Origin of the sequence: Methylobacterium sp. 4-46, assembly GCF_000019365.1 — a bacterium.
Lineage (GTDB): Bacteria > Pseudomonadota > Alphaproteobacteria > Rhizobiales > Beijerinckiaceae > Methylobacterium.
This window is the reverse complement of the sequence record NC_010511.1, coordinates 559,400-581,234: the sequence shown is the minus strand read 5'-3', so window position 1 is coordinate 581,234 and position 21,835 is coordinate 559,400. Positions and strand designations below refer to the sequence as shown.

The window sequence follows — 21,835 nt, the reverse complement described above, 5'->3', positions numbered from 1 at the left end:
AATCCCGCCGATCAGCGACATGCCCCACACGTCCGCCATCACCCGCGCCTTCGTGCTCGCCGCCGGGCTCGGCAAGCGCATGCGCCCGATCACCGCGACCATGCCCAAACCCCTCGTCGAGGTGGCGGGCCGCGCCCTCGTGGACCACGCCCTCGACCGGCTCGCCGAGGCCGGCATCGCGGAGGTCGTGGTCAACGTCCACTACCTCGCCGACCTGATGGAGGCGCATCTGCGGCGCCGGAACGGGCCGCCGCGGATCGTCCTCTCGGACGAGCGCGACCGGCTGCTGGAGACCGGCGGCGGTGTGCGCAAGGCCCTGCCGCTCCTCGGCGAGGCGCCCTTCCTGATCCTCAACTCGGATTCCTTCTGGCTGGAGGGGCCGCGCCCCAACCTCGCCCGCATGGTCGCGGCCTTCGACCCCGAGGCGATGGACATGCTGCTCCTCGTCGCCTCCGCGGCGACGAGCCTCGGCTATGACGGGCTCGGCGACTTCCAGATGGACAAGGCCGGCCGGCTCGCCCGCCGCGCCGAGCGGGAGGTGGCGCCCTTCGTCTACGCGGGCGTCGCCGTCGTGGGCCCCTCCTTCTTCGCCGACACGCCGGAGGGCCCCTTCTCGCTCAACCTGCTGTTCGACCGGGCGGTGGCCCGGGAGCGGCTGCACGGCCTGCGCCTCGACGGGCAGTGGCTGCACGTGGGCACGCCCGAGGCGCTGCAGGCCGCCGAGGAGCGCGTGCGCGCGAGCGCCGTGCAGCCGTGAGCGCGGCCCGGATCTTCACCATCCCGCCCGGCGCGCCGTTCCTGGCGACCCTCGCCGACGCGCTCCTCGACGGCACGCTCGTCGGCCCGGTCGCGCAGGGGCCGCTCGGCCTCGCCGCCGTCACGCTCTTCCTGCCGACCCGGCGCGCCACCCGGGCGCTCGCCGCGGAACTCGCCGCGCGCTGCGGGCCGGCGGTGCTGCTGCCGCGGATGACGCCCCTCGGCGAGGCGGACGAGGCCGAGCTCGACCTCGCGGCGCTCGCCCCCGGCGAGTGCCCGGAGGCGGTTGCGCACCCGCCGATCCCTGCCCTGGAGCGGCGCCTGATCCTCGCCCGCCTCGTCCAGGCCTGGGCCGCCGGCATCGACCGCCGGCTCCTGCCGATGGGCGAGGAGGTGCCCTTCCGGGTGCCGTCCTCGCCGGCCGACGCGGTCGGCCTCGCGGCCGATCTCGAGGGGCTGATGGACGCGCTCACCGTCGAGGGCCTGCCCTGGGACGAGATCGGGCGCGCCGTCGAGGCGGAATACTCGCAGTACTTCTCGCTTACCCTCGACTTCGTGCGCATCGCCGCCGAGCATTGGCCGGCGATCCTGGCCGAGCGGGGCGTCAGCGACCCGGTGGCGCGGGGCCGCGCCCTGGTGCTCGCCGAGGCCGCGCGCCTGCGCCGCGAGCGCCCGGCCGACCCGATCGTGGTGGCCGGCTCGACCGGCTCGATCCCCGCCACCGCCGCCCTGATCGGGGCCATCGCGGCGATGCCGCGCGGGGCGGTGGTGCTGCCCGGCCTCGACCTCGCCCTCGACGAGGAGGGCTGGGCGGCGATCGAGACCGGGGAGGCGGTCGCGCACGGCCACCCGCAGGCGATCCTGCACCGGCTCCTGCGCGGCCTCGACTGCCCCCGCGCCGCGGTGCGGCCCCTCGGCGCGCCGGGACCAGCCGCGCGGGCCCGGGCCGAACTCCTGTCGCAGGCCCTGCGCCCGGCCGAGACCACGGATGCCTGGGCGGATCTGGATCCCGGGGCGCGCGAGGCGCTCGCCCGCGCGGGCGGCGCCGGGCTCGCCCTCGTCGAGGCGGCCGACGAGCGCGAGGAGGCGCTCGCCATCGCGGTGGCCCTGCGCGAGGCGCTGGAGCGGCCGGATTGCCGCGCCGCCCTGATCACCCCGGACCGCGGCCTCGCCCGCCGGGTCGCGGCGGAGCTCGGGCGCTGGGAGATCGTGGCGGAGGACACGGCCGGGCAGCCGCTGGCGCTGAGCCTCGCCGGGCGCCTCGCGCGGCTCGCCACCGACGTCGCCGCCCTCGACGCCAAGCCCGAGCGGGTGCTGGCGCTCCTCGCCCATCCGATGGTGCGGCTCGGCCTGGCCCGGCCCGCGCTGGAGCGGGCCGCCGCCGCCCTGGAGATCGGGGTGCTGCGCGGTCCCGCTCCCGCCAAGGGCTTCGCCGGCCTCGCCGAGGCGCTCCGGGTCGCGCGCGGCGGCGAGCGCCCGCACGCCCCCCGGCCGGTGCGGCGGCTGACCCAGGCCGATTGGGAGGCGGCGGCCGACCTCGTCGCCCGGCTCGACCGCGCTTTCCGGGATTTCGCCCCCCGAGATTTCGCCCCCGACCAGGAGGAGGGCGTCCGCGACCTCGTCGCCCTGGCGCAGGCCCATCGCGAGACCTGCGACCTCCTGCTCGACGGGCCCGACGCGCCGCAGGACGAGCCCTCGGTCGCGGTGCTCGACGGGCTCTTCGACGATCTCGCCCTCGCGCAGGCGGGCATGCTGGAGGGCCGGTTCTCGGATTACCCGGCCTTCTTCACCGCGCTCGCCCGCGAGCGGGTGGTGAGCGCGCGGGCGGAGCGCCCGCATCCGCGGCTGCGCATCCTCGGCCTCCTGGAGGCGCGGCTGCTGCGGGTCGACCGCGTGGTCCTGGGCGGCCTCGACGAGGGCGTCTGGCCGCCCAAGGCCGAGACGGACGCCTTCCTGAACCGGCCGATGCGCGCGGCTGTGGGCCTCTCCTCGCCGGAGCGCCGCCTCGGCCAGACCGCCCACGACCTCGTGCAGGCGCTCGGCTGCCCGGACGCGGTGATCACCCGCGCCCACAAGCGCGAGGGCTCGCCGACCGTGCCGTCGCGCTTCCTGCAGCGGCTGCGCGCCTTCATGGGGGAGGCGGCGTGGTCCGGCTGCCTCGCGGCGGGCGGGCGGCTGCGGGCGCTGGCGGCGTCCCTCGACCGGGGCACCGAGCCGCTGCCGCCCCGCCCGGCGCGCCCGGCCCCGAGGCCGGACCCCGCCCTGTTCCCGCGCGCGCTCAGCGTCACCGAGGTCGAGACCCTGGTGCGCGACCCCTACGGGATCTTCGCGCGGCACGTGCTGGGCCTCGACCCGCTGGAGCCGGTGGCGGTGCAGCCGAGCGCCAGCGACCGGGGCACGATCGTGCACGACGTGCTGGGCGGCTTCGCGCAGCGCTTCCCCGAGGCGCTGCCCGCGGATCCGCGCCTGCCCCTCTACGACCTCGCGGTCAACGCCTTCGCGCCGATCGCCGATGCCTATCCGGAACTCTACGCGGAGTGGTGGCCGCGCTTCGAGCGCATGGCGGCGTCCTTCCTCGCCTGGGAGGTGGAGCGGCGGCCGGGCCTCAGGCGGGTCCATGCCGAGATCTCGGGCCGCTGGCGGATCCCGATCGGCCCCGCCGAGGACTTCACCCTGCGCGCCCGGGCCGATCGGATCGAGGCGCGCCGGGACGGCGGCCACGTCATCGTCGACTTCAAGACCGGCCAGCCGCCGAGCGCCAGGGAGGTCTTCGCCGGCTTCGCGCCGCAGCTCACCCTGGAGGCCGCGATGCTGCAGGCGGGCGGCTTCCGCGATCTCGGCCCGGGAACCGGCGCGCCGGAGCTGCTCTACGTGCGGGCGAGCGGCGGCAAGGTGCCCCTCGACCCGGTGCCGCTCAAGCCGCCGCGGGGCGAGGCCCGCTCGGTCGAGGAGCTGATCGACGAGCATGCGCGCCGCTTCCAGGGCCTCGTCGCCCGCTTCCTGCGGGGCGAGGCGGCCTACCTGTCGCGGCCCTACCCGAAATACGCCCGCGCCTTCTCGCCCTACGACCACCTCGCGCGGGTGAAGGAATGGTCGCTGGTGGAGGGGGAGGGGGCGTAGCCGCGCCCCCCCGGACCGGGGCCCGCCCCGGCCGGACCGGGGCCCGCCCCGGCCGCGGGGCGCCTCACGAGGCCCGCCACATCCGCCCCAGCACCCCGTCCTGGCGCACGTAGTGGTGGAAGAGCCCGGCGGCGGCGTGCAGTCCCGCCACGGCCATCACCGCGTTGGCCGCCCATTCGTGCAGCGCGTTGATCGGGCGGCGCAGGGCCTGGTCGCCGACCTGCGGCAGCGGGATCGCGCCGAACAGGACGAAGCCGCGCACCAGCGCGTCGGCGAGGCCGAGCCCCACCACCGCGATCAGGAGCAGGTAGAGCCCCGAATGGGTCGCGCGGGCGAGGAGGCGCAGGGGCCCGTCCTCCGCCGAGGGCAGTGCCCGGCCCGGGCCGATCCGCCAGACCACCCGGGTCGCCAGCGTCGCCATCAGGGCGAAGCCGAGCAGGACGTGCAGCGACCACAGCCCGCCCCGCAGCGGGCCGCGCGGCCACCAATCGTTGGTCTGGCCGAGGATCCAGAGCAGCCCCACCAGCAGCGCGGTCAGCCAGTGCAGGACGATCGTCGTCGTGTCGTAGCGGACCAGCGCCTCCTCGGGCGCCGCGGTCGCGGAACGGGCCATCGCCACCTCCATCGCGTTCGCGCCTCACATATTAGAATGATTCTAAATTGCAACGCGGCACCGCGCCGCTTCGGCGCGGCCCGTGCGGCGGCATTGCCTGTGCATAAGCGTCGCCGCTTCCCGCTTCCTTGACCCCGCGCAAGCCCCCGGCAGGCATGAAGGGCCAAGCTCCCGGCAGGCGTGAAGGGCCGAGCCGGCGGGCGGCCGAGGGGCGCCGAGGGGCGGGGACGTGATGGGGATCGAGGGATTCGTGGTCGATGCGGTCACGCAGACCGCGCAGCGCCGCGCCGCGGATCCGCGCGCCTCCGCCTGGGTGTCGGCCAATGCGGGGGCCGGCAAGACCAAGGTGCTCACCGACCGGGTCGTGCGGCTCCTGCTGCACGGGGCGCCGCCGGCCAAGATCCTCTGCCTCACCTTCACCAAGGCGGCGGCCGCCAACATGGCGATCCGCGTCTTCGAGCGGCTCGGGCGCTGGGTGACCCTGCCGGAGGAGGCGTTGCGCGCCGAACTCACCGCCCTCGAGGGCGAGCGGCCCGACCCCGCGACCCTGCGCCGGGCGCGGCGCCTCTTCGCCCGCGCGGTCGAGACGCCGGGCGGCCTCAAGATCGAGACGCTGCACGCGCTCTGCGAGCGGCTCCTCCACCTCGTCCCGTTCGAGGCGAATGTGCCGGCCCGCTTCGTCGTCCTCGACGAGGCCCAGACCCGCGAGGCGGTGGACCGCACGATCGACAACGTGCTGGCGGACGCGGTGGACGGCACCCGCCCGGACCTCGCCCAGGCCCTCGCCCGGGTCGCGCCCGAGGCGGCGGGCGAGGCCCTGCGCCGGGCGATCGGCGAGGCGGTGCGCGCCCGCGCCGTCCTCCTCCACCCGCAGGGCCTGCCGGCGCGCCTGGAGCGCCTGCGCGAGGCGCTCGGCCTCGCCCCGGACGAGGCGGTCGGGACGATCGAGGCGCGGATGCGGGAGGGCGCCCCCGCCGACTGGGCCGGGCTCGCCGCTCAGCTCCGCACCGGCAAGGCCACGGACGAGAAGCGGGCCGACGCGCTCGCGCGCGCCGCGGCGGCGGAGGAGCCGCAGGACCTGCCGCTCTACCTCGCGGCGTTCTTCAAGGACGAGGGGGAGGGCGACCCCTACGCCCCGGCGAGCCTCGGCACCAAGGCGGTGCCGGAGGCGGTGAGGCGGCTGCTCCTCGACGAGCAGGCCCGGCTCGGGCGCCTGCGCGAGCGGCTGAAGGCCGCCCGCGCGCAGGAGCGCACCGCCGCCCTGTTCACCCTCGCGGCCGAGATCCACCGGCGGGTCGAGGCCCAGAAGGCCCGCCTCGGCGCCCTCGACTTCGACGACCTGATCCACAAGACCCTCGACCTGCTGACCCGGGTCGATTCGGCCTGGGTGCTCTACAAGCTCGACCGCGGCGTCGACCACGTGCTGATCGACGAGGCGCAGGACACCAATCCCGAGCAATGGGAGATCCTGCGCCGGATCACCGAGGATTTCTGCGCCGGCGAGGGCGCGCGCCGCGGCCCCCTGCCGCGCACCCGCTTCGCCGTGGGCGACCCGAAGCAGTCGATCTACAGCTTCCAGGGGGCGGCGCCCGAGGAGTTCGAGACGACCCGGCAGGCGTGGCGCCGGGCCGCGCGCGGGGCCGGGCTCGCCTTCGAGGATGTCGGGCTCACGCTCTCCTTCCGCTCGGCCAAGGGCGTGCTGCGCGGGGTCGACGCCACCTTCGCCCTCGCCGAGCATTACCGCGGCCTGTCCTTCGGCGACGGGGCGATCGGCACCGTGCACGAGACGGTGCGGGTCGGCGCGCCCGGGCAGGTGGAATTGTGGCCGACCGAGGAGCCCTGCGAGGAGCCGGAACCCGACGCCTGGGTCCAGCCGGTCGACGCCGTCGAGGCCGGGGCGCCGGCCCTAGTGGTGGCGCGGCGGGTCGCCCGCGCGGTGCGGCACTGGACGCGGGAGGGCGACGAGCACGGCCGGATCTGGCGACCGGGCGAGATCCTGATCCTGGTCCGCAAGCGCTCGGCGGCCTTCGAGGGGGTGATCCGGGCGCTCAAGGCCGAGGACGTGCCGGTGGCCGGCCAGGACCGGCTCGACATCGCGGCCCACATCGCCGTCATGGACCTCGTCGCGGCCGGCCGCGCGGCGCTCCTGCCCGACGACGACCTGACGCTGGCCTGCGCCCTCAAGACTCCCCTGGTCGGCCTCACGGACGACGACCTCGTGCGGCTCGCGGCCCGGCGCGCGCCCGAGGAATCCCTCGCCGCGGCGCTGGCGCGGCACGCGGGCGCGGGGGACCCGGCGGCGTTGCGGGGCGCGGCGGCGCTCGCCACCTGGCGGCGCCTCGCGCAGGAGAGCGGCCCCTTCGGCTTCTACGCGGACCTGCTCGGGCCCCTGGGCGGGCGGGCGCGCCTCGTCGCCCGGCTGGGGGGCGAGGCCGGGGACGCCATCGACGTCTTCCTCACCGCGGCGGCCCAGGCCGAGCAGGGGGCGGACGCGCCCTCCCTCACGGGTTTCCTCTCGCGCTACGCCCCGAGCGGCGGGCGCGACGCGGGCGGGCACACGGTCAAGCGCGACCTCGAATCGGCCCGCGACGAGGTGCGGGTGATGACCGTGCACGGCGCCAAGGGCCTGGAGGCGGGCCTCCTCGTGCTGATCGACGGCTGCGAGCCCCTCGGCCGCAACGACCCGCCGCTCCTGCCCGTCCCGGTCCGCGGCGCGGGCGGCGTCGCCGACGGGACGGTGCCGGTCTGGTCGCCCTCCAAGGGACATGATTGCCCGGCGGGCGCGGCGGCCCGCGAGGCCCTGCACGAGCGGGCGCGCCAGGAGCACAACCGCCTGCTCTACGTGGCGATGACCCGGGCCAAGGACCGCCTCGTCATCGCCCCCTATCGCGGCCGCGACCGGGAGACCCCGGAATCCTGGTGCGAGATGGTCCGACGCGGCCTCGTGGCGGCCTTCGGCGGCGTCGAGCGGGCCGAGATGCCCTACGGGCCGGCCGAGACGTGGCGGCACGGGGCCGCGCTGCCGGCCGCCCCGGCCACGGCGGTGCCGCCGGCGCCGCCCGGGGAGCGGCCGGACTGGCTCTTCCGCCCGGTCGCGCCCGAGGCCGAGCCGCTTCCGCCGCTGCGCCCGTCCGGCCTCGGCGCCGCCGACGAGCCGCGCCGGTCGCAGCCGCGCTCCGGCGACCCGGCGGCGCGCCGCCGCGGCGTGCTGATCCACGCCCTGCTGGAGCACCTGCCGGCCCTGGCGCCGGAGCGGCGCGCGGCGGCGGCGCGCGCCTTCGTGGCGGCTCGCGCGCCGGGCCTCCCGGCGGCGGAGCGGGAGGCGCTCGCGACTTCGGTCCTGCGCCTCCTCGCCGATCCCGACCTCTCGGTGCTGTTCGGACCCCTGGCCCGGGCCGAGGTGGCGCTCGCCGGGACGGTGAGCCTGGGCGGCGTGGAATGGCCGGTTCACGGCCGGATCGACCGGCTCGCCGTGACCGAGGAGGCGGTCTGGCTCTGCGACTTCAAGACCGGCCGTCCGCCCGCCGAGGGCGCCCCGGTCCCGGGCGGGATGGCCGCGCAGGTGGCGCTCTACGCGGCTTTGCTCGCCCGGATCCATCCGGACCGCGCCGTGATCCCGCTCCTCGTCTGGACGGCCGGTCCGGTGATCCGGCGCCTGAGCGGGGCCGAGTGCGCGGCGGCGCTGGCGGCGCTTCGTCCCGCCTGAGACGGCGGGCCGCGGCCCGCCCTGCGGGCGGGATCATCCGCCATCCGACGGATTGCGTCGCCATCTCCCATTTCGGCCATGCGGATGTCGGCGTCGCTCAGGCGCCGCGCAGGCTTGGGATCCGGGATCCGCTTCGATCAAGCGGATCCCGGATCAGGCGCTGTCCGGACGTGATCGTCCGGACAGCGGATCAGACGCGAAACAGCGTGCGCAGGTTCTGCGGCGCCGTGTTGCCGATCGGCAGGCGCTCGCTGGACAGGGCGTCCCGCACCCGCGCGGCCGTGAGCGCCGCCTCCCGCGCGTCGAGACCGGCCGCCGCGACCGTCCCGAGCGGGGAAGTCGTCGCCTCGGTCAGGCGCGGCGGATCGGCCTCGCGGGCCTCGGCGACATCGAGTCCGGACGGGATCGTCCAGTATTCGGACGAGGCGGGCCCCCGGATCTCCACGGGAGAATCTGCGGCATGACCCCGCCGCGCGGGCGCGTCGGTCGCGGCGATGTCGCGGATCACGCTGAAAGGACGAATGGTCTGAAGGCCCATGCTGGATGTCGCCTCGGAAAGACGGAGGGCAGCGGCGGCGACCCTCCGTGATGAATGTTCCCTAAGGAGAGCGTCCGCTTGTCATGCCCCCAAACAATGCTGCAATGCAAGGGCCGGATGAAGGCGGCCGCGCTCATCCGCAGGTATTCTCGCGTGGATTCCGACGAGGAAGGCGGACTCGGCCCGTGTCGGGCGAGGGTCCCGCGCCAATGCTCGGGCCATGCTCGGAAGATGCGGAGCGGCGGGGCGGGGGCCGCGCCGGGTCCCGCGCCGCCGGGAGCCCGCGGCGGATCTCTCGGCGGACGAAGCGGTGGCCTGCCCGCCCGACTCCGCTTAGGAGTGCGCGACGAGCCTCAGAGGATCCCGCCATGGCCGATACGCCCTCCGTCGAACCGACCCGCATCGACCCGAAGCTGCTGGAATTGCTGGTCTGCCCGCTCACCAAGGGCCGGCTCGAATACGATTCCGCCCGCCAGGAGCTGATCAGCCGCTCGGCCAAGCTCGCTTACCCGATCCGCGACGGGATCCCGATCATGCTGCCCGAGGAGGCCCGCCCGCTCGCCGAGTGAGTCCGGGCCGCGCATCTGGCGATCCCGGCCCTCCCTGCCGGCGCGGGCGCCGCGTGCCTCGCGCCGGGGCGGCGGATGGTCATCCCCGTCGGCGATAGCGGCCCGGCGTGCAGCCCATCCGGCGTCGGAATTGCGTGCGGAAGGCCGCCTCGGACGCGGAGCCGAGCGCGGCCGCGATGGCGGCGAGGCTCTGGCTCGTCCGCCGCAGGCGGTCGGCCGCGAGGGCCATGCGCCAGCCCGCCAGGTAGGCGAGGGGCGGCTGGCCGACCGTGCGGCGGAAAGCGGTCGGCGAAGCTCGACCGCGACATGCGGGCGACCGCAGCGAGGTCCGCCACCGTCCAGCGCCGTCCGGGCGCGGCGTGCATCGCCCCGATCGCCCGGGCGAGCTGCGGGTCGGCCAGCGCCCGCAGCCATCCGGTCCGGCTTTCGGGCTCGCCGGTCCGGCTCCCGGGCTCGGCGGCGAGGAAGAGGCGCAGCACCTGGACCAGCATGACCTGCGCGAGCCGGTCGGCCATGAGCGCGCCGCCCGGCCGGGGCCGTTGCAGTTCGTCCGCGAACAGCTCCAGCGCCCAGCGCAGCACCGCCGCCTGGGCGGTGGCCTCGCGCACGTGCAGCAGGGCCGGCAGGTCGCGGAGCAGCATCCCGGCGGGTTCTCCCGCGAAGGCGAAGCGGTCGCCGCGGGAGGCCGAGCGGCTCTGGGCGCTCTCGGCCGAACTGACCAGGGTGGACCTGCCCTGATCCGGGATCCGCTTGATCAAAGCGGGTCCCGGATCACAAGCCCGCGCGGCGCCCGAGCGCGGCGCCCGAGCGAAGCCGACATCCGCATGGCCGAAATCGGAGATGGCGAAGCCATCAACCGGATGTCGGATGACATCATCCCGCCGGCCGGGACCGGCCGGTGCCGAAGGGGTCACCGGTTCGGCGGCGAAGAGGATTCAAGAACAAGAGTGGAGCGGAGGTGCCCCGCCCAACTCTGCCTGGCGCGGCCGAGCCGCCCCGATTACAGGAAGCTCTGCGGGTCGACGTCGATGCCGACCCGCACGCTGCCGCGGGGCTTCGGGCCGCGGGCGAGCCAGTCGCGCAGGTAGCTCTGGATGTCGACCTCGCGCTCGGCCTTGACCAGCAGCCGGAAGCGGTGGCGCCCGCGCACCAGGGCGAGGGGCGCCTCCGCGGGCCCGAGCACCATCACGCCGGGCGGCGGCTCCGCGACCTGGGCGAGCGCCCGGCCATGCGCCTCCGCCGCCTCGCGCTCGGCCGCCGACACGATCAGGGCGGCGAGCCGGCCGAAGGGCGGCAGCCCCGCCATGGAGCGGGCGGCCGTCTCCTCCTCGTAGAAGCGCTCCGCATCGCCCGAGATCAGGGCGGCGATCACCGGATGCTCCGCCTGGTAGGTCTGGACGAGGGCGCGGCCCGGCTTCTCGCCGCGGCCGGCCCGGCCCGTCACCTGCTGCAGGAGCTGGAAGGTGCGCTCCGCCGCCCGCGGATCGCCCGAGGCGAGGCCGATATCGGCGTCGAGCACGCCCACCAGCGTCAGGTGCGGGAAATTGTGGCCCTTGGCGACGAGCTGCGTGCCCACGACGATGTCGCAGCCGCCCTCCGCCACGGTCTGCAGCTCCGCCCGCAGGCGCTCGGCCCCGCCCGGGAAGTCGCTCGACAGCACGATCACCCGCCGCTCGGGGAAGGTCGCCGCGACCTCCTCGGCGATGCGCTCGACGCCCGGCCCGCAGGCCGCGAGGGTGTCGAAGGTGCCGCAGGCCACGCAGGCCTCGGGCCGCCGCTCCGCGTGCCCGCAATGGTGGCAGACGAGGGCGCGGCGGAAGCGGTGCTCCACGAGCCAGGTCGAGCAGTTCGGGCATTGGTAGCGGTGCCCGCAGGCCCGGCAGAGGGTGAGGGGCGCATAGCCCCGCCGGTTGAGGAACAGGAGGGCCTGCTCGCCCCTGCCGTTCGTCTCCGCGATGGCAGCGGTCAGGGTCGGGGAGAGGTAGCGCCCGCGCGGGATCTGCTCCCGGCGCATGTCGATCGCCCGGATCTCCGGCAGGCGCCGGCCGCCGAAGCGCTCGGGCAGGACCACGCGGCGGTAGCGGCCGCGCTGGGCGTTGACCCGGGTCTCGATCGAGGGCGTGGCCGAGGCGAGCACCAGGGCGGCGTTCTCGAGCTTGGCGCGGACCACCGCCATGTCGCGGGCGTGGTAGCAGACCCCGTCCTCCTGCTTGTAGGCGGCCTCGTGCTCCTCGTCGACGACGATCAGGCCGAGGCTCCGGAACGGCAGGAACAGGGCGGAGCGGGCGCCGACCACGACCGGGATCTCGCCCGCCGCCACGCCCGCGCGGATGCGCTCGCGCCGCCGCCCGCCGACGCCGGAATGCCACGCCGCCGGCCGCGCGCCGAAGCGGGCCGCGAAGCGGTCGAGGAACTGGGCGGTGAGGGCGATCTCGGGCATCAGCACCAGGGATTGCACGCCCCGGCGCACCGCCTCCGCCACCGCCTCGAAATACACCTCCGTCTTGCCCGAGCCGGTGACGCCTTCGAGGAGCGTCACGCCCCCGTCCCCGGCCGGACCGCCCGTGCGGGGCGGCGCGGTCAGGCTGGCGATCAGCGCGCGGGCGGCCTCGGCCTGCGCCTCCGACAAGGCCGCGTGCGGGTGGTCCGGGTCGGGCGGCTCGGCGACCCGCTCGGGGGCGAGCGCCACCGTCTCCAGCACGCCGTCGTCGATCAGCCCATCGACCACGCTCGCGCTGACGCCCGCCTCCAGGCTGAGCGCCCGCTTGCCCCGCACCGCCCCGTCGGCGGCCACCGCCAGCACCTTGGTGCGGGCCGGCGTCACCCGGCTCGGCGGCATCCCGGTCGCGCGCACCCCGATCCGGGCGGTCTCGCCGCGGGGACCCTCCTCGGGCAGGCGCAGCGCCATGGCGAGGGCCGAGCCCTTCGGGGCCAGGGTGTAGCGGGCGATCCAGTCGACCAGCCGGCGCAGGGGCGTGCGCATGCCGTCATCCGCGATCTTGCCGGTGACCCGCCGCAGGTTGCCGCCCGAGGCGCTCTCGCGCAGCGACCAGACCACCCCGACCGTCTCGCGGGGCCCGAGGGGGATCTGGACCACGTCGCCCTCGGCCAGGGTGAGGCCGTCCGGCACGGCGTAGCTGTAGGCCGTGTCGAGGGCGAGCGGGATCAGGACGTCGGCGATCGCGGCACTCATCGCGCGGGACGGGGCTCCGGGGCAGGAGGCGGAGAACGAAACCGGAATATAGGGAGGCCGGCGCGGTTTCGCCGGATCCTCACGCCTCCTCCGCCTCCTCGCCGATCCGCCGCCGCACGCCCCAGCCGGCGAGGACGGCGTTAAGATCGTCGAGGACGAAGTGGCGGGCGCTGTCCTGATCGTAGCCCTCCGCCAGGAGCGCGTCGTACTCGGTGAAGACGTGGCGGGCATAGGCCACCATCCCGAGCCAGGCGGCGTTCTCGGGGGCGGCGCCGCGCAGGCCGGGGCTCGCCAGGGCCCGGTCGAGGATCGCCTCGGCCTCGAAGGCGGGCAGGCGCGGGGCGAGCCGGGCGACGGCCTGCGCGATCCTCTCGCGGCGGGTCGGCACCTGGCGCGGCGCGGGATCGGGGCGGCGTCCGGGCATGCGGCTCTCCTGCGGCTGGCGCTCTCCTACCACAAGGCCCGGCGGCTGCGCGGGCCGCGGCCTCTCGGCCGGGGCGGGCCGCGCCGGGGCGGCCCGCGAGCGCGAAGCCCCGCCGGGAGGGAGCCGGCGGGGCGGAGAGGGGCGGGCGCCGCGCCCCGGGACGGGGCGCGGCGGGATCCGTCATCCGACATCCGACGGATTGCGTCGCGATGCGGAGGTCGGCGTCGCTCACGCGCCGCGCGGGCTTGTCGTACGAGATCCGACGGATTGCGTCGCCATGCGGATTTCAGCTTCGCTCACGCGCCGCGCGGGCTTCTCAGACGCTGTCCGGACGATCACGTCCGGGCAGCGTCTCACTGGCGGTAGATGACGCCGTCGCGTCCGATCACGAAGGCGTGCTGCCCGTTCGGGACGGCGACCGCCTGAGCCGGCCCCGGGGTCTTCACCCAGCCCCAGGCTTCGACGGTGTCGTCGCCGAACTTGCGCCAGAGCACGCCGACGTCCGAGTTGATCACCGCCACGCTGCCGTCCGGCGAAGCGGCGATGTCGACCGCGTTGGACCCTACGAGGACCCACTTCCCCGTCTGATCGGCGCGGTACACGTCCCCGTCCAGGCCGACCGACCAGAAGCTGTTGGCGTTCATCGCCGCGACGCGCTGCGCCTTTCCGGGAATCTGGCCCCAGGCCTCCTGATCGTTGTCGCCGTACTTCTTCCAGATCTCGTTGAGGATGTTCACGATCACGATCGTGCCGTCGGCCGAGGCGCTGATCGTCTTGCCGCCGTAGCCGACCCGCCGCCAGGTCTGCCCGTTGAAGCGGACGATGACGCCGTCCATCTGGATGCCGTAGATGCTGTTGGCGTCGACGACCGCCACATCCTTGAAGTTGCCGGCCAGTTTGACCCAGGTTTTGTCCGGGGCGTATTTCGAGAGGCTGCCGTCGACCGCGTTGAGCATGACCAGGGTGCCGTCGCGGCCGACCGCGATGCGCTTGGCCGTGTTGCCGATCGGCAGCCAGAGATCGGTGGGCGCCGGAGGCGGCGGCGGCGGTGCAGGGGGCGGCGCGGGGGGCGGCGCGGGGGGCGGCAGAGGGGGCGCAGGCGGCGGAGGCGGCGGGGGCGTCACGCCGCCCTGCGCGACGTTGCCGACCGGGGCCGCGACCTGCGGGGGCGGGGCGACGCCGCTGCCGAGGGCGATGATCACGCCCGGCGAGGGCACGCCCTTCTGGTCGATCGCCACGATCTGGTAATAGCCCGGCGGCGCGAGCGCCGGGGTGGCCGGCGCCTGCACGGTCGCGACCTGACCGGCCTGCGTGAAGGTCAGCAGGCTGCGCCGCTGGCCGGTGTTGAAGCTGTGCGTGCCCTGGCTGAGGCCGAGCAGCGCGACCTGGGCGAGGCCGTTCGCGGAGGTGAACTCGAATTGCAGGCTCTGCCCATGCGCCAGGCTGACCGTGTTCAGGCTGACGATCTGAGGCCGAGGCGCCAGGGCGGCCTTGCCGTTCACGGTCGTGAACAGGTAGGGCGGGTAGTAGACTTCGGAATTCTGGTTCGAGACCGGGCCCGGCGCGCCGCCGCCCGAGGTCAGGACGGCGCCGCTCTGCAGGAGCACCGCGCTCGAATGGTAGCCGCGATAGATCGCGGCGCGCGGGCCGAGCGTCCACTGCCCGGTCCGGGGGTCCCACAGCTCGGCCTCGAGCACCGTGTCGCCCCCGGCCGCGTCGACGGACTTGCTGCCGCCGGTGACGGCGACCGTCCCGGTCGGCAGAACCGTCGCGTTGGCCCAGGAGCGGCCGATATTCATCGGTGCGATGTCGTTGGCGATGGGCGCGTTCCCGTTGATGTCGATCATCGTCGCGCGGCTGCTCGCCAGGAACCCGGTCCCGTTGTCGTAGGAATTTCCGCCGACCTGCAGGATCTTGCCGGCGTCGTACATCACGGCCGTGGAGTTCGGCCCGACATTGGGAGCGTCGGTCGCGACGGTGACGGACCGCTGCGGGGCGCGGAACGGCATCGCCCAGACCGACCCGTTCCCGGTCGGATCGAGAAACCACATCCGGTCGCTGGTGATCCCGAACACCTTGCCGTTCGGCGCGACCCAGGCACGGGGATACCACCAGCGATTGAAGTCGGGGCCGAACGCGTCGCGGCTGTTGGCGCCGAACAGGCTGCGCCAGCCGGTGGCCGGGTTGTAGATCTCGGGCGTCATCCCGCTCATCAGGCCCTTGGCGATGCTCCCGTTCGGGTCGCCCCAGCCGCTGGCGTACGGATAGGCGCCGCCCATGATCAGCTTCTGCCCGTCCGCCAGGGTGATCATCGTGGCGTAGTAGCGATCGGCGGCGAGCCGCGCGCCGAGCGCCGAGACCCCGGTCGCTCCCGTGTTGACGACGGCGCTGCCCTTGTCGTTGCCGTTGTCGAAGATGCCGCCCGAGACGAGCAGCGACCCGTCCGCCTGCAGGGCCTGGGTGCCGCAGAAGCTGTTGACGTTCAGCACACCGGGCAGGATCGTGTGGCTCCCCGGCGCGAAGCCCTGGTAGGGGTCCCAGATCGCGAAGCTGTGGCCGTCCTGCGTGCCCGGCGCGTTCACCGGCGTGCCCCAGCTGACGAGCTTGCCGTTCGGCAGCAGGGCCGTGCTGATCGCGTTGAGCGGCCACGCCTGGACGGCCGACCACATCCCGGTCGCGGGGGCGGAATCCGGGATGGCGAGGTTGGCGAAGAGCGGGTCCTGCACCGGATTCACCACGACGCCGAACTGGGCGGCCAGGGCCGGGAAGGCGGGCAGCGCCCCCAGGATCGTCGTGGCGAGGAGGAGCCGGCGCGCACGCTGCGCCGCCAGCGGGAGCCTGCGGGTCATCTCGGTGTCCTTCGTGGTCACGGGTTGGAGGCGGGGAGCGGCGCGCCGTCCGGCCGCGGCGGCGCGTGGATGCCGGCCTCGAAGCGTTCGAGGAGGGCGAGGTCGGTGAGGAGGCGCGGGCGGTCGACCGGCTCGGTGCCGTAGATCATCGCGAGGTCGCCCCGCCGGTCGAAGACGAGGAGGCGCGGCGGCGGCAGCGGGAGCCGGTCCGCCGGATAGCGCAGCAGCGCCGCCTGATGGGCCGTGGCGGCCGGGTCGCTGGTGACGAGCCGCACGCGGCCGGGGTCGATCCCCATGCCCTCGCCGAAGCGCCGCAGGGCCGCCACGTCGTCGCGGGCCGGGTCCACCGTCACGGCGACGATGACGACCCTGTCGCGCAGGGAGGGCGGCAGGGCCCCGGCGAGCGCGTCGAGCTCGCGGGCGAGGACCACGCAGGTGATCGGGCATTGCGTGCTCACGAAGCCGACCACCGCCACCTTGTCGCGCAGGGTCTCGGGGGTGAGGGGGCGACCGGACTGGTCCCGCCGGATCCGGGTCCCCGGCGCGTCCGGCCAGACGAGATCCTCGATCGCGCTCGGTCGACCGCCTTCCGGCCCGAGCGCCCCGCCGGGGGCCGCCGGCACCGACCCCGCCAGGGCGACCAGTCCGAGCAGGAGGGCGCCGATCCGGACTGCGCGAGGTGTCGCCATGGTGAACAATTCGCCTTCGTGAAACTTCCTTTCCCCTAAGATAGTAGCTGAGATGACTGTCGGTCAAAGTCGCAGATCGGGGCCGTCGAGTCAGCGTTAATTTTCAGATGACTTTGCCGGATCGGGACGCCTCGCAGGCGAATTGTTCCGCGATGGGTCGGAGGCGGGCGTCGCGGCGGCCGATCTTCCCGTTTCGGGCTCCCGCCCGGCGCGCCGGGCGATCAGCGGGCGTCGGCGCCCAGGATCCCCGGCGCGGGCGCGACGATCTCCCGCGCCGGCGCGACGACCGCGGTGCGGTCCGCGAGCGCCGCGAGGGCGGCCCGCTGCACCGCCTCGGCCGGGAGGGGCGGACCCCCGAGCGGGTCGGGCAGGGCCCGGGTCGCGGTGGCGTCGCCCGCGACCGTGACCCGGTAGCCGAGGTCGAGCGCCGCCCGCGCGGTCGCGCTCACGCAATTGTGGGTCATGAAGCCCGCGAGCACGAGGTCGGTCCGCCCGAGATCCCGCAGCCGCGCCGCGAGGTCGGTTCCGGCGAAGGCGTTCGGCAGCGTCTTCTCGATCACCGGCTCGCCGGGCCGGGGCAGCGCCTCGGGCACGATGGCGCCCCCGGGGCCGCCGCGGTCGAACAGGCCGCCGTCCCGCCCGCGATGGGCGACGTGCACGACCGGCGCGCCCGCCTCCCGGGCCGCCGCGAGGAGCGCGCGGACCGCCGCGAGGGCGGGCCCGAATCCGTCGAGGGGCAGGGCGCCGTCCGCGTACTCGCCCTGGGCGTCGATGACCACGAGGACCGCCCGCGCGATCCGCGCGGGCGTCGGCGTCGCGCCCGCGAGCTGCAAAAGGGTTCTGGGTTCGTGCATGGCTTCGATCTCCGGCGGCGCGCGCCGCGCCGCCCCCGGACTCGCATCGGCATCGGCGCTTGGCGAGCGGCGAGAGCCGTGCTCGAACCTGCGGGAATGCAGCCCGGGAGGACGCGATGGAGAGCTGGGACGCGTGGCAGACCCTGCTCGCCGTGGCGCGGACCGGCCGGCTCTCCGCCGCGGCCGGCCGGCTCGGCATCGACGCGACCACGGCGGGGCGGCGGGTGCGGCGCCTGGAGGCGGCGCTCGGCCGGCCGCTCCTCGCCCGGGAGGGCGGCCTGCTCGTCCCGACCCGGACCTGCCTCGCCCTGATGCCGCGGCTCGAAGCCGCCGAGCGGGCGCTGCGGGAGGTCGCCGGCGAGGCCGCGTCGGACGAGGCGCCCGGGCCCGGATGGCGCCCGGTCCGGGTCACCGCGGTCGCGGTGCTCTGCGACCACCTCCTGGCGCCCGCCGTGCCGCGCCTCCTCGCCGCGCGGCCCGCCCTGGGGCTCGACCTGATCGCGGAGGACCGCAACCTCAGCCTGACCCGGCGCGAGGCGGATCTCGCCCTGCGCCTCGGGCCGCCCGCGCGGGGCGCGGCGGCCGCCCGGCCGGTCGGGCGGCTCGATTACGCGGTCTTCGCCGCGGCCGGGGAGGGCGCGCCCGAGCGGCTGCCCTGGGCCGCCCTCGACGGGGCGCTGGCGCACCTGCCCGAGGTCCGCTTCGCCGAGCGCGCCGCCGGCCGGGCCGGGCCGCGCCACCGCGTCTCGCGGCTGGAGACGCTGCTGCGCCTGACCCGGGCCGGCGGCGTGCGCGCCGTCCTGCCGGAGATCATGGCGGGCCGCGATCCGGCGCTCCGGCGCCTCGCACCCGCCGTGAGCCGCCCGATCTTCCTGATCGGCCACCCGGAGGACGAGGGCCAGCCCCTGGTGCGGGCGGTGGCGTCGTGGATCGAGGGCCTGCTCCCGCCCCCGGCCGACGGCCCGCCGTGAGCGCGCGGGAGGCGCCCGGCGCCGCGCGGCGCCGAACGGGTGGCCCGCCGCCCCGCGGGCCGCTAGGATCGGCCGCAAGTCCGGTCTGCGGCACGTCCGGTTCGCGGCACGTCCGGTTTCCGCTCTCTCCAGCATCGAAGACGAACCCCATGCGCATGCTCCTCGCCCCGGCCATCCTCGGGCTCGCCATCCTGCCGGACCTCGCGGCCGCCCAGCAGCCGGACCCGACAAGCCCGCCCGGCCTCGCCCAGCCGGCGCCCGGCGTGCGGGGCCACCGCCAGCCGCGGCCCGACACGGTCGGCGGCAAGCCCGAGGCCGGGAGCGCCGCGCTGCCGAGCCCGGAGGATTCGGCCCGCAAGGCCGCGGCCCGCGACAAGGCCTGGGACGCCAAGATGAAGCGCACCCTCGGCTCGATCTGCTCGGGCTGCTGAGCCCGGATGATCCGCTTCGAGGGCGCCGGCAAGGCCTATCCGGGCCATGCCCGGCCGGTCGTCGACCGGCTCGACCTCGCCGTCGAGGAGGGGACCACCTGCGTGCTGATCGGCCCCTCGGGCTGCGGCAAGTCGACGACCCTGCGGATGGTCAACCGCCTCGTGACCCCGAGCACGGGGCGCGTCCGGGTCGGCGGGCGCGACGTGGCCGAGCTCGACCCGATCGGGCTGCGGCGGCGCACCGGCTACGTGCTCCAGGGCGTCGGGCTGTTCCCCCATCGCAGCGTGGCGCAGAACGTCGCCACGGTGCCGGGCCTGCTCGGATGGCCCCGGCGCCGGATCGCCGAGCGGGTGGATGCCATGCTCGACCTCGTCGGGCTCGACCCCGCCACGTTCCGCGACCGGCGGCCCGATTCCCTCTCGGGCGGCCAGCGCCAGCGGGTCGGCGTCGCCCGGGCGCTCGCCGCCGACCCACCCGTGCTTTTGATGGACGAGCCCTTCGGGGCGGTGGACCCGCTCGTGCGCGGGCGCCTGCAGGCGGAGATCGGCGCCATCCTGCGGCGCCTCGGCAAGACCGTGCTGTTCGTCACCCACGACATCGACGAGGCCCTGCGCATGGGCGACCGCGTCGCCCTGATGCGGGAGGGCCGCCTCGTGCAGGTCGACCCGCCCGAGCGCCTGCTCGCCAGGCCCGCCGATCCCTTCGCGGAGGAGTTCGTCGGCGCCGACCGCTGGCTGCGCCGCCTCGCCCTGATCCCGGCCGCCGCCGCCCGGACGGCCGGCCCGCCGCCGCGTGCCTCGCTGCCGCCGCTTGCCTCGCTGCCGCCGCTTGCCTCGCTGCCGCCGCTTGCCTCGCTGCCGCCGCAGGCCTCCCTGCGGGACGCGCTCTCGGCGCTGGTCGCCGGGACGGACGAGGCGGTGGGGCTCGCGGAGGGCGGCGTGGTGACGCTCTCCTCCCTGCGCGCCGCTGCGGCCGATTCGGCCGGTGGCTTCACCTCTCCCCCCTGATGGTGTAGCGCGGCGGGCGAGACGCCCCCGGGCGGCCCGCCGCGCCGCCCCCGGACGGCCCTGAGGACAGCCATGACGACCCGCCTCGACGACACCTTCGCCCGCTGCCGCGCGGAGGGACGCGCCGCCCTCGTCACCTACGTGATGGCGGGCGATCCGGACCCCGAGACCTCGCTCCAGGTGCTGCGCGCGCTGCCCGAGGCGGGCGCCGACATCGTGGAATTCGGCCTGCCCTTCACCGACCCGATGGCGGACGGCCCGGCGATCCAGGCGGCGGGCCTGAGGGCGCTGAAGGCGGGCCAGACCGTGTCCGGCACCCTCGCCCTCGTGCGCCGGTTCCGGGCCGAGAACCGGACCACGCCGGTGATCCTGATGGGGTACTACAACCCCCTCTACATTTACGGCGTCGCGCGCTTCCTCGCGGACGCGGTCGCGGCGGGGGTCGACGGGCTCATCGTCGTCGACCTGCCCCCGGAGGAGGACGACGAGCTCTGCCTGCCGACCCAGGAGGCGGGGCTCGCCTTCATCCGGCTCGCCACCCCGACCACGGACGAGCGCCGCCTGCCCGCCGTCCTGGCGAACACCTCGGGCTTCGTCTACTACGTCTCGATCACCGGCATCACCGGGTCGGCGACGCCGGATTTCGGCCAGGTCGAGGCGGCGGTGGCGCGCATCCGCGCCAGGACCGCACTCCCGGTGGTGGTCGGGTTCGGCGTCAAGACCGGGGCGCACGCCGCCGCGATCGCCCGCGGCGCGGACGGCGTCGTGGTCGGCTCGGCCCTGGTCGACGCGCTCGCGCGCTCCCTCGACCTCGACGGGCGCGCCACCTCGGGCAGCGTCGCGGCGGTCTCGGCGCTGGTGCGCGACCTCGCCGCGGGCGTGCGCGCCGCCGCCCGCTGAGCGGAACGGGACGAGGCCATTCCGCCGAGGGATTCGCCCGCGCATCGTGTGTCCCGCCGGAGCGGCCGTCGCTTCGGCGCATGATGCGCGGGCCCGACCGGAGACAGCCTATGAAGGTCGAGACCATGAACTGGATCACGGAGGTCGTCCGGCCCCGGATCAAGACCCTGTTCAAGCGCGAGACGCCCGAGAACCTCTGGGTGAAGTGCCCTGAGACCGGGCAGATGGTCTTCCACAAGGAGGTGGAGGCCCACGACTTCGTGATACCGGGCTCCGAGCACCACCTGCGGATGAGCGCCCAGCAGCGGCTGAAGATGATGTTCGACCAGGGCACCTGGCTCGACGTGCCGCTGCCCGAGGCGCCGGTCGATCCCCTGAAGTTCCGCGACGAGAAGCGCTACGTCGACCGGCTCAAGGACGCCCGGGCCAAGACCGGGATGGCGGACGCGTTCAAGGTCGGGTTCGGCCGCGTCGGCGGCCTGCCGATGACCCTGGCGGTGCAGGATTTCGGCTTCATGGGCGGCTCGCTCGGCATGGCGGCCGGCGAGGCCTTCGTGCGCGGGGCCGAGACGGCCCTCGACAAGCGCACGCCCTACGTGCTGTTCGCGGCCTCCGGCGGCGCCCGGATGCAGGAGGGCATCCTGTCGCTGATGCAGATGCCGCGCACCACCGTGGCGGTGCGCCGCCTCAACCGCGCCCGGCTGCCCTACATCGTGGTGCTCACGAATCCGACGACCGGGGGCGTCACCGCCTCCTACGCCATGCTCGGGGACGTCCACCTCGCCGAGCCCGGCGCGCTGATCGGCTTCGCCGGGCCGCGGGTCATCGAGCAGACGATCCGCGAGAAGCTGCCGGACGGGTTCCAGCGGGCCGAGTACCTGCGCGAGCACGGGATGATCGATCAGGTCGTGCACCGGCGCGACCTGAAGGCGACGGTGGCCCGGCTCTGCGGCCTGCTGATGCAGGCGCCGGCGGCGACGCCCGCGCCGGCCTCCGCGGCCGCGCAGCCGGTCCCGGCCTGAGCGACCCCGCCGCCGCGGCGCGCGCCGCACCCGCGCGGGCCGACCCGGCGCGCGGCGCGGCCCGGGAGATCCGCCGCGCAGCCGGCCGATCGCGGACCCGATCGCGGACCCGATCGCGGACCCATGCCATCAAGTCGGGCTTGCTGGCCTTCGACAAGTCTGATCACCTCGCGCGCCCGATCCCTTCGGCCG

At 75.6% G+C, this 21,835-nt stretch carries 17 protein-coding genes and 1 pseudogene; 9 read left to right on the top strand and 9 right to left on the bottom strand.

Features of this window, described 5'->3' with window-relative positions; genetic code table 11:
* Positions 1 to 19: 19 nt before the first annotated feature.
* Complete coding sequence (locus M446_RS02405) at positions 20 to 757, top strand: nucleotidyltransferase family protein (protein WP_012330472.1); 738 nt, start codon at positions 20 to 22, stop codon at positions 755 to 757.
* Positions 754 to 3,876, top strand: coding sequence for a double-strand break repair protein AddB (gene addB, locus M446_RS02400; RefSeq protein ID WP_012330471.1), 3,123 nt, complete (start codon positions 754 to 756; stop codon positions 3,874 to 3,876). The genes M446_RS02405 and addB overlap by 4 nt, the downstream gene beginning before the upstream one ends.
* 64 nt (positions 3,877 to 3,940) lie before the next feature.
* Here the strand turns inward: addB and M446_RS02395 are convergent, their stop codons facing one another.
* On the bottom strand, positions 3,941 to 4,501 hold the full coding sequence (locus M446_RS02395; RefSeq protein ID WP_012330470.1) for a cytochrome b: 561 nt from the start codon (positions 4,499 to 4,501) through the stop codon (positions 3,941 to 3,943).
* A 220-nt stretch (positions 4,502 to 4,721) separates the two neighbouring features.
* Here M446_RS02395 and addA point away from each other — a divergent pair, with 220 nt between their 5' ends.
* Positions 4,722 to 8,195 carry a double-strand break repair helicase AddA gene (gene addA / locus M446_RS02390; RefSeq protein WP_012330469.1) on the top strand — a complete coding sequence of 1,158 codons (3,474 nt, stop codon included), beginning with the start codon at positions 4,722 to 4,724 and terminating at the stop codon, positions 8,193 to 8,195.
* 190 nt (positions 8,196 to 8,385) lie between these two features.
* Here the strand turns inward: addA and M446_RS02385 are convergent, their stop codons facing one another.
* Positions 8,386 to 8,640, bottom strand: a complete 255-nt coding sequence (locus M446_RS02385) for a hypothetical protein (RefSeq protein ID WP_236728813.1) — start codon at positions 8,638 to 8,640, stop codon at positions 8,386 to 8,388.
* 461 nt (positions 8,641 to 9,101) lie between these two features.
* On the opposite strand from M446_RS02385, the gene M446_RS02380 reads away from it, so the two are divergent.
* On the top strand, positions 9,102 to 9,302 hold the full coding sequence (locus tag M446_RS02380) for a Trm112 family protein (RefSeq protein ID WP_012330467.1): 201 nt from the start codon (positions 9,102 to 9,104) through the stop codon (positions 9,300 to 9,302).
* A 79-nt stretch (positions 9,303 to 9,381) separates the two neighbouring features.
* Here the strand turns inward: M446_RS02380 and M446_RS38685 are convergent, their stop codons facing one another.
* The 7 genes and pseudogenes from M446_RS38685 to M446_RS02350 form a co-directional block, all read right to left on the bottom strand.
* Positions 9,382 to 9,531 (bottom strand): helix-turn-helix domain-containing protein, encoded by a 150-nt coding sequence (locus tag M446_RS38685; RefSeq protein ID WP_018262767.1) that lies wholly within the window; start codon positions 9,529 to 9,531, stop codon positions 9,382 to 9,384.
* A gap of 244 nt (positions 9,532 to 9,775) precedes the next feature.
* A pseudogene (locus tag M446_RS39580) lies at positions 9,776 to 10,216 on the bottom strand (cupin domain-containing protein); the annotation flags it as partial.
* Between the two features lie 86 nt (positions 10,217 to 10,302).
* Positions 10,303 to 12,495: a primosomal protein N' gene (locus M446_RS02370; protein ID WP_012330466.1), complete on the bottom strand. Its 2,193-nt coding sequence runs from the start codon at positions 12,493 to 12,495 to the stop codon at positions 10,303 to 10,305.
* A gap of 79 nt (positions 12,496 to 12,574) precedes the next feature.
* A complete protein-coding gene (locus tag M446_RS02365; RefSeq protein WP_012330465.1) occupies positions 12,575 to 12,919 on the bottom strand; it encodes a DUF2293 domain-containing protein in 345 nt (114 codons plus the stop codon).
* A gap of 353 nt (positions 12,920 to 13,272) precedes the next feature.
* Positions 13,273 to 15,768 carry a galactose oxidase-like domain-containing protein gene (locus M446_RS02360; protein WP_012330464.1) on the bottom strand — a complete coding sequence of 832 codons (2,496 nt, stop codon included), beginning with the start codon at positions 15,766 to 15,768 and terminating at the stop codon, positions 13,273 to 13,275.
* A 17-nt stretch (positions 15,769 to 15,785) separates the two neighbouring features.
* Positions 15,786 to 16,457, bottom strand: coding sequence for an SCO family protein (locus M446_RS02355; protein WP_012330463.1), 672 nt, complete (start codon positions 16,455 to 16,457; stop codon positions 15,786 to 15,788).
* Positions 16,458 to 16,678: 221 nt separating this feature from the next.
* On the bottom strand, positions 16,679 to 17,311 hold the full coding sequence (locus tag M446_RS02350) for a cysteine hydrolase family protein (RefSeq protein ID WP_012330462.1): 633 nt from the start codon (positions 17,309 to 17,311) through the stop codon (positions 16,679 to 16,681).
* Positions 17,312 to 17,427: 116 nt separating this feature from the next.
* Here M446_RS02350 and M446_RS02345 point away from each other — a divergent pair, with 116 nt between their 5' ends.
* The 5 genes from M446_RS02345 (at position 17,428) to accD (ending at position 21,643) form a co-directional block, all read left to right on the top strand.
* Positions 17,428 to 18,282: a LysR family transcriptional regulator gene (locus M446_RS02345; protein WP_012330461.1), complete on the top strand. Its 855-nt coding sequence runs from the start codon at positions 17,428 to 17,430 to the stop codon at positions 18,280 to 18,282.
* Between the two features lie 149 nt (positions 18,283 to 18,431).
* The gene (locus M446_RS02340) at positions 18,432 to 18,713 is read left to right on the top strand and encodes a hypothetical protein (protein WP_012330460.1); all 282 of its coding nucleotides are present in this window, start codon (positions 18,432 to 18,434) and stop codon (positions 18,711 to 18,713) included.
* Between the two features lie 6 nt (positions 18,714 to 18,719).
* Positions 18,720 to 19,721, top strand: coding sequence for an ABC transporter ATP-binding protein (locus M446_RS02335; protein WP_012330459.1), 1,002 nt, complete (start codon positions 18,720 to 18,722; stop codon positions 19,719 to 19,721).
* A gap of 72 nt (positions 19,722 to 19,793) precedes the next feature.
* Positions 19,794 to 20,621, top strand: a complete 828-nt coding sequence (gene trpA, locus M446_RS02330) for a tryptophan synthase subunit alpha (RefSeq protein ID WP_012330458.1) — start codon at positions 19,794 to 19,796, stop codon at positions 20,619 to 20,621.
* A 110-nt stretch (positions 20,622 to 20,731) separates the two neighbouring features.
* Positions 20,732 to 21,643 carry an acetyl-CoA carboxylase, carboxyltransferase subunit beta gene (gene accD / locus M446_RS02325; RefSeq protein ID WP_012330457.1) on the top strand — a complete coding sequence of 304 codons (912 nt, stop codon included), beginning with the start codon at positions 20,732 to 20,734 and terminating at the stop codon, positions 21,641 to 21,643.
* Positions 21,644 to 21,835: the final 192 nt, after the last annotated feature.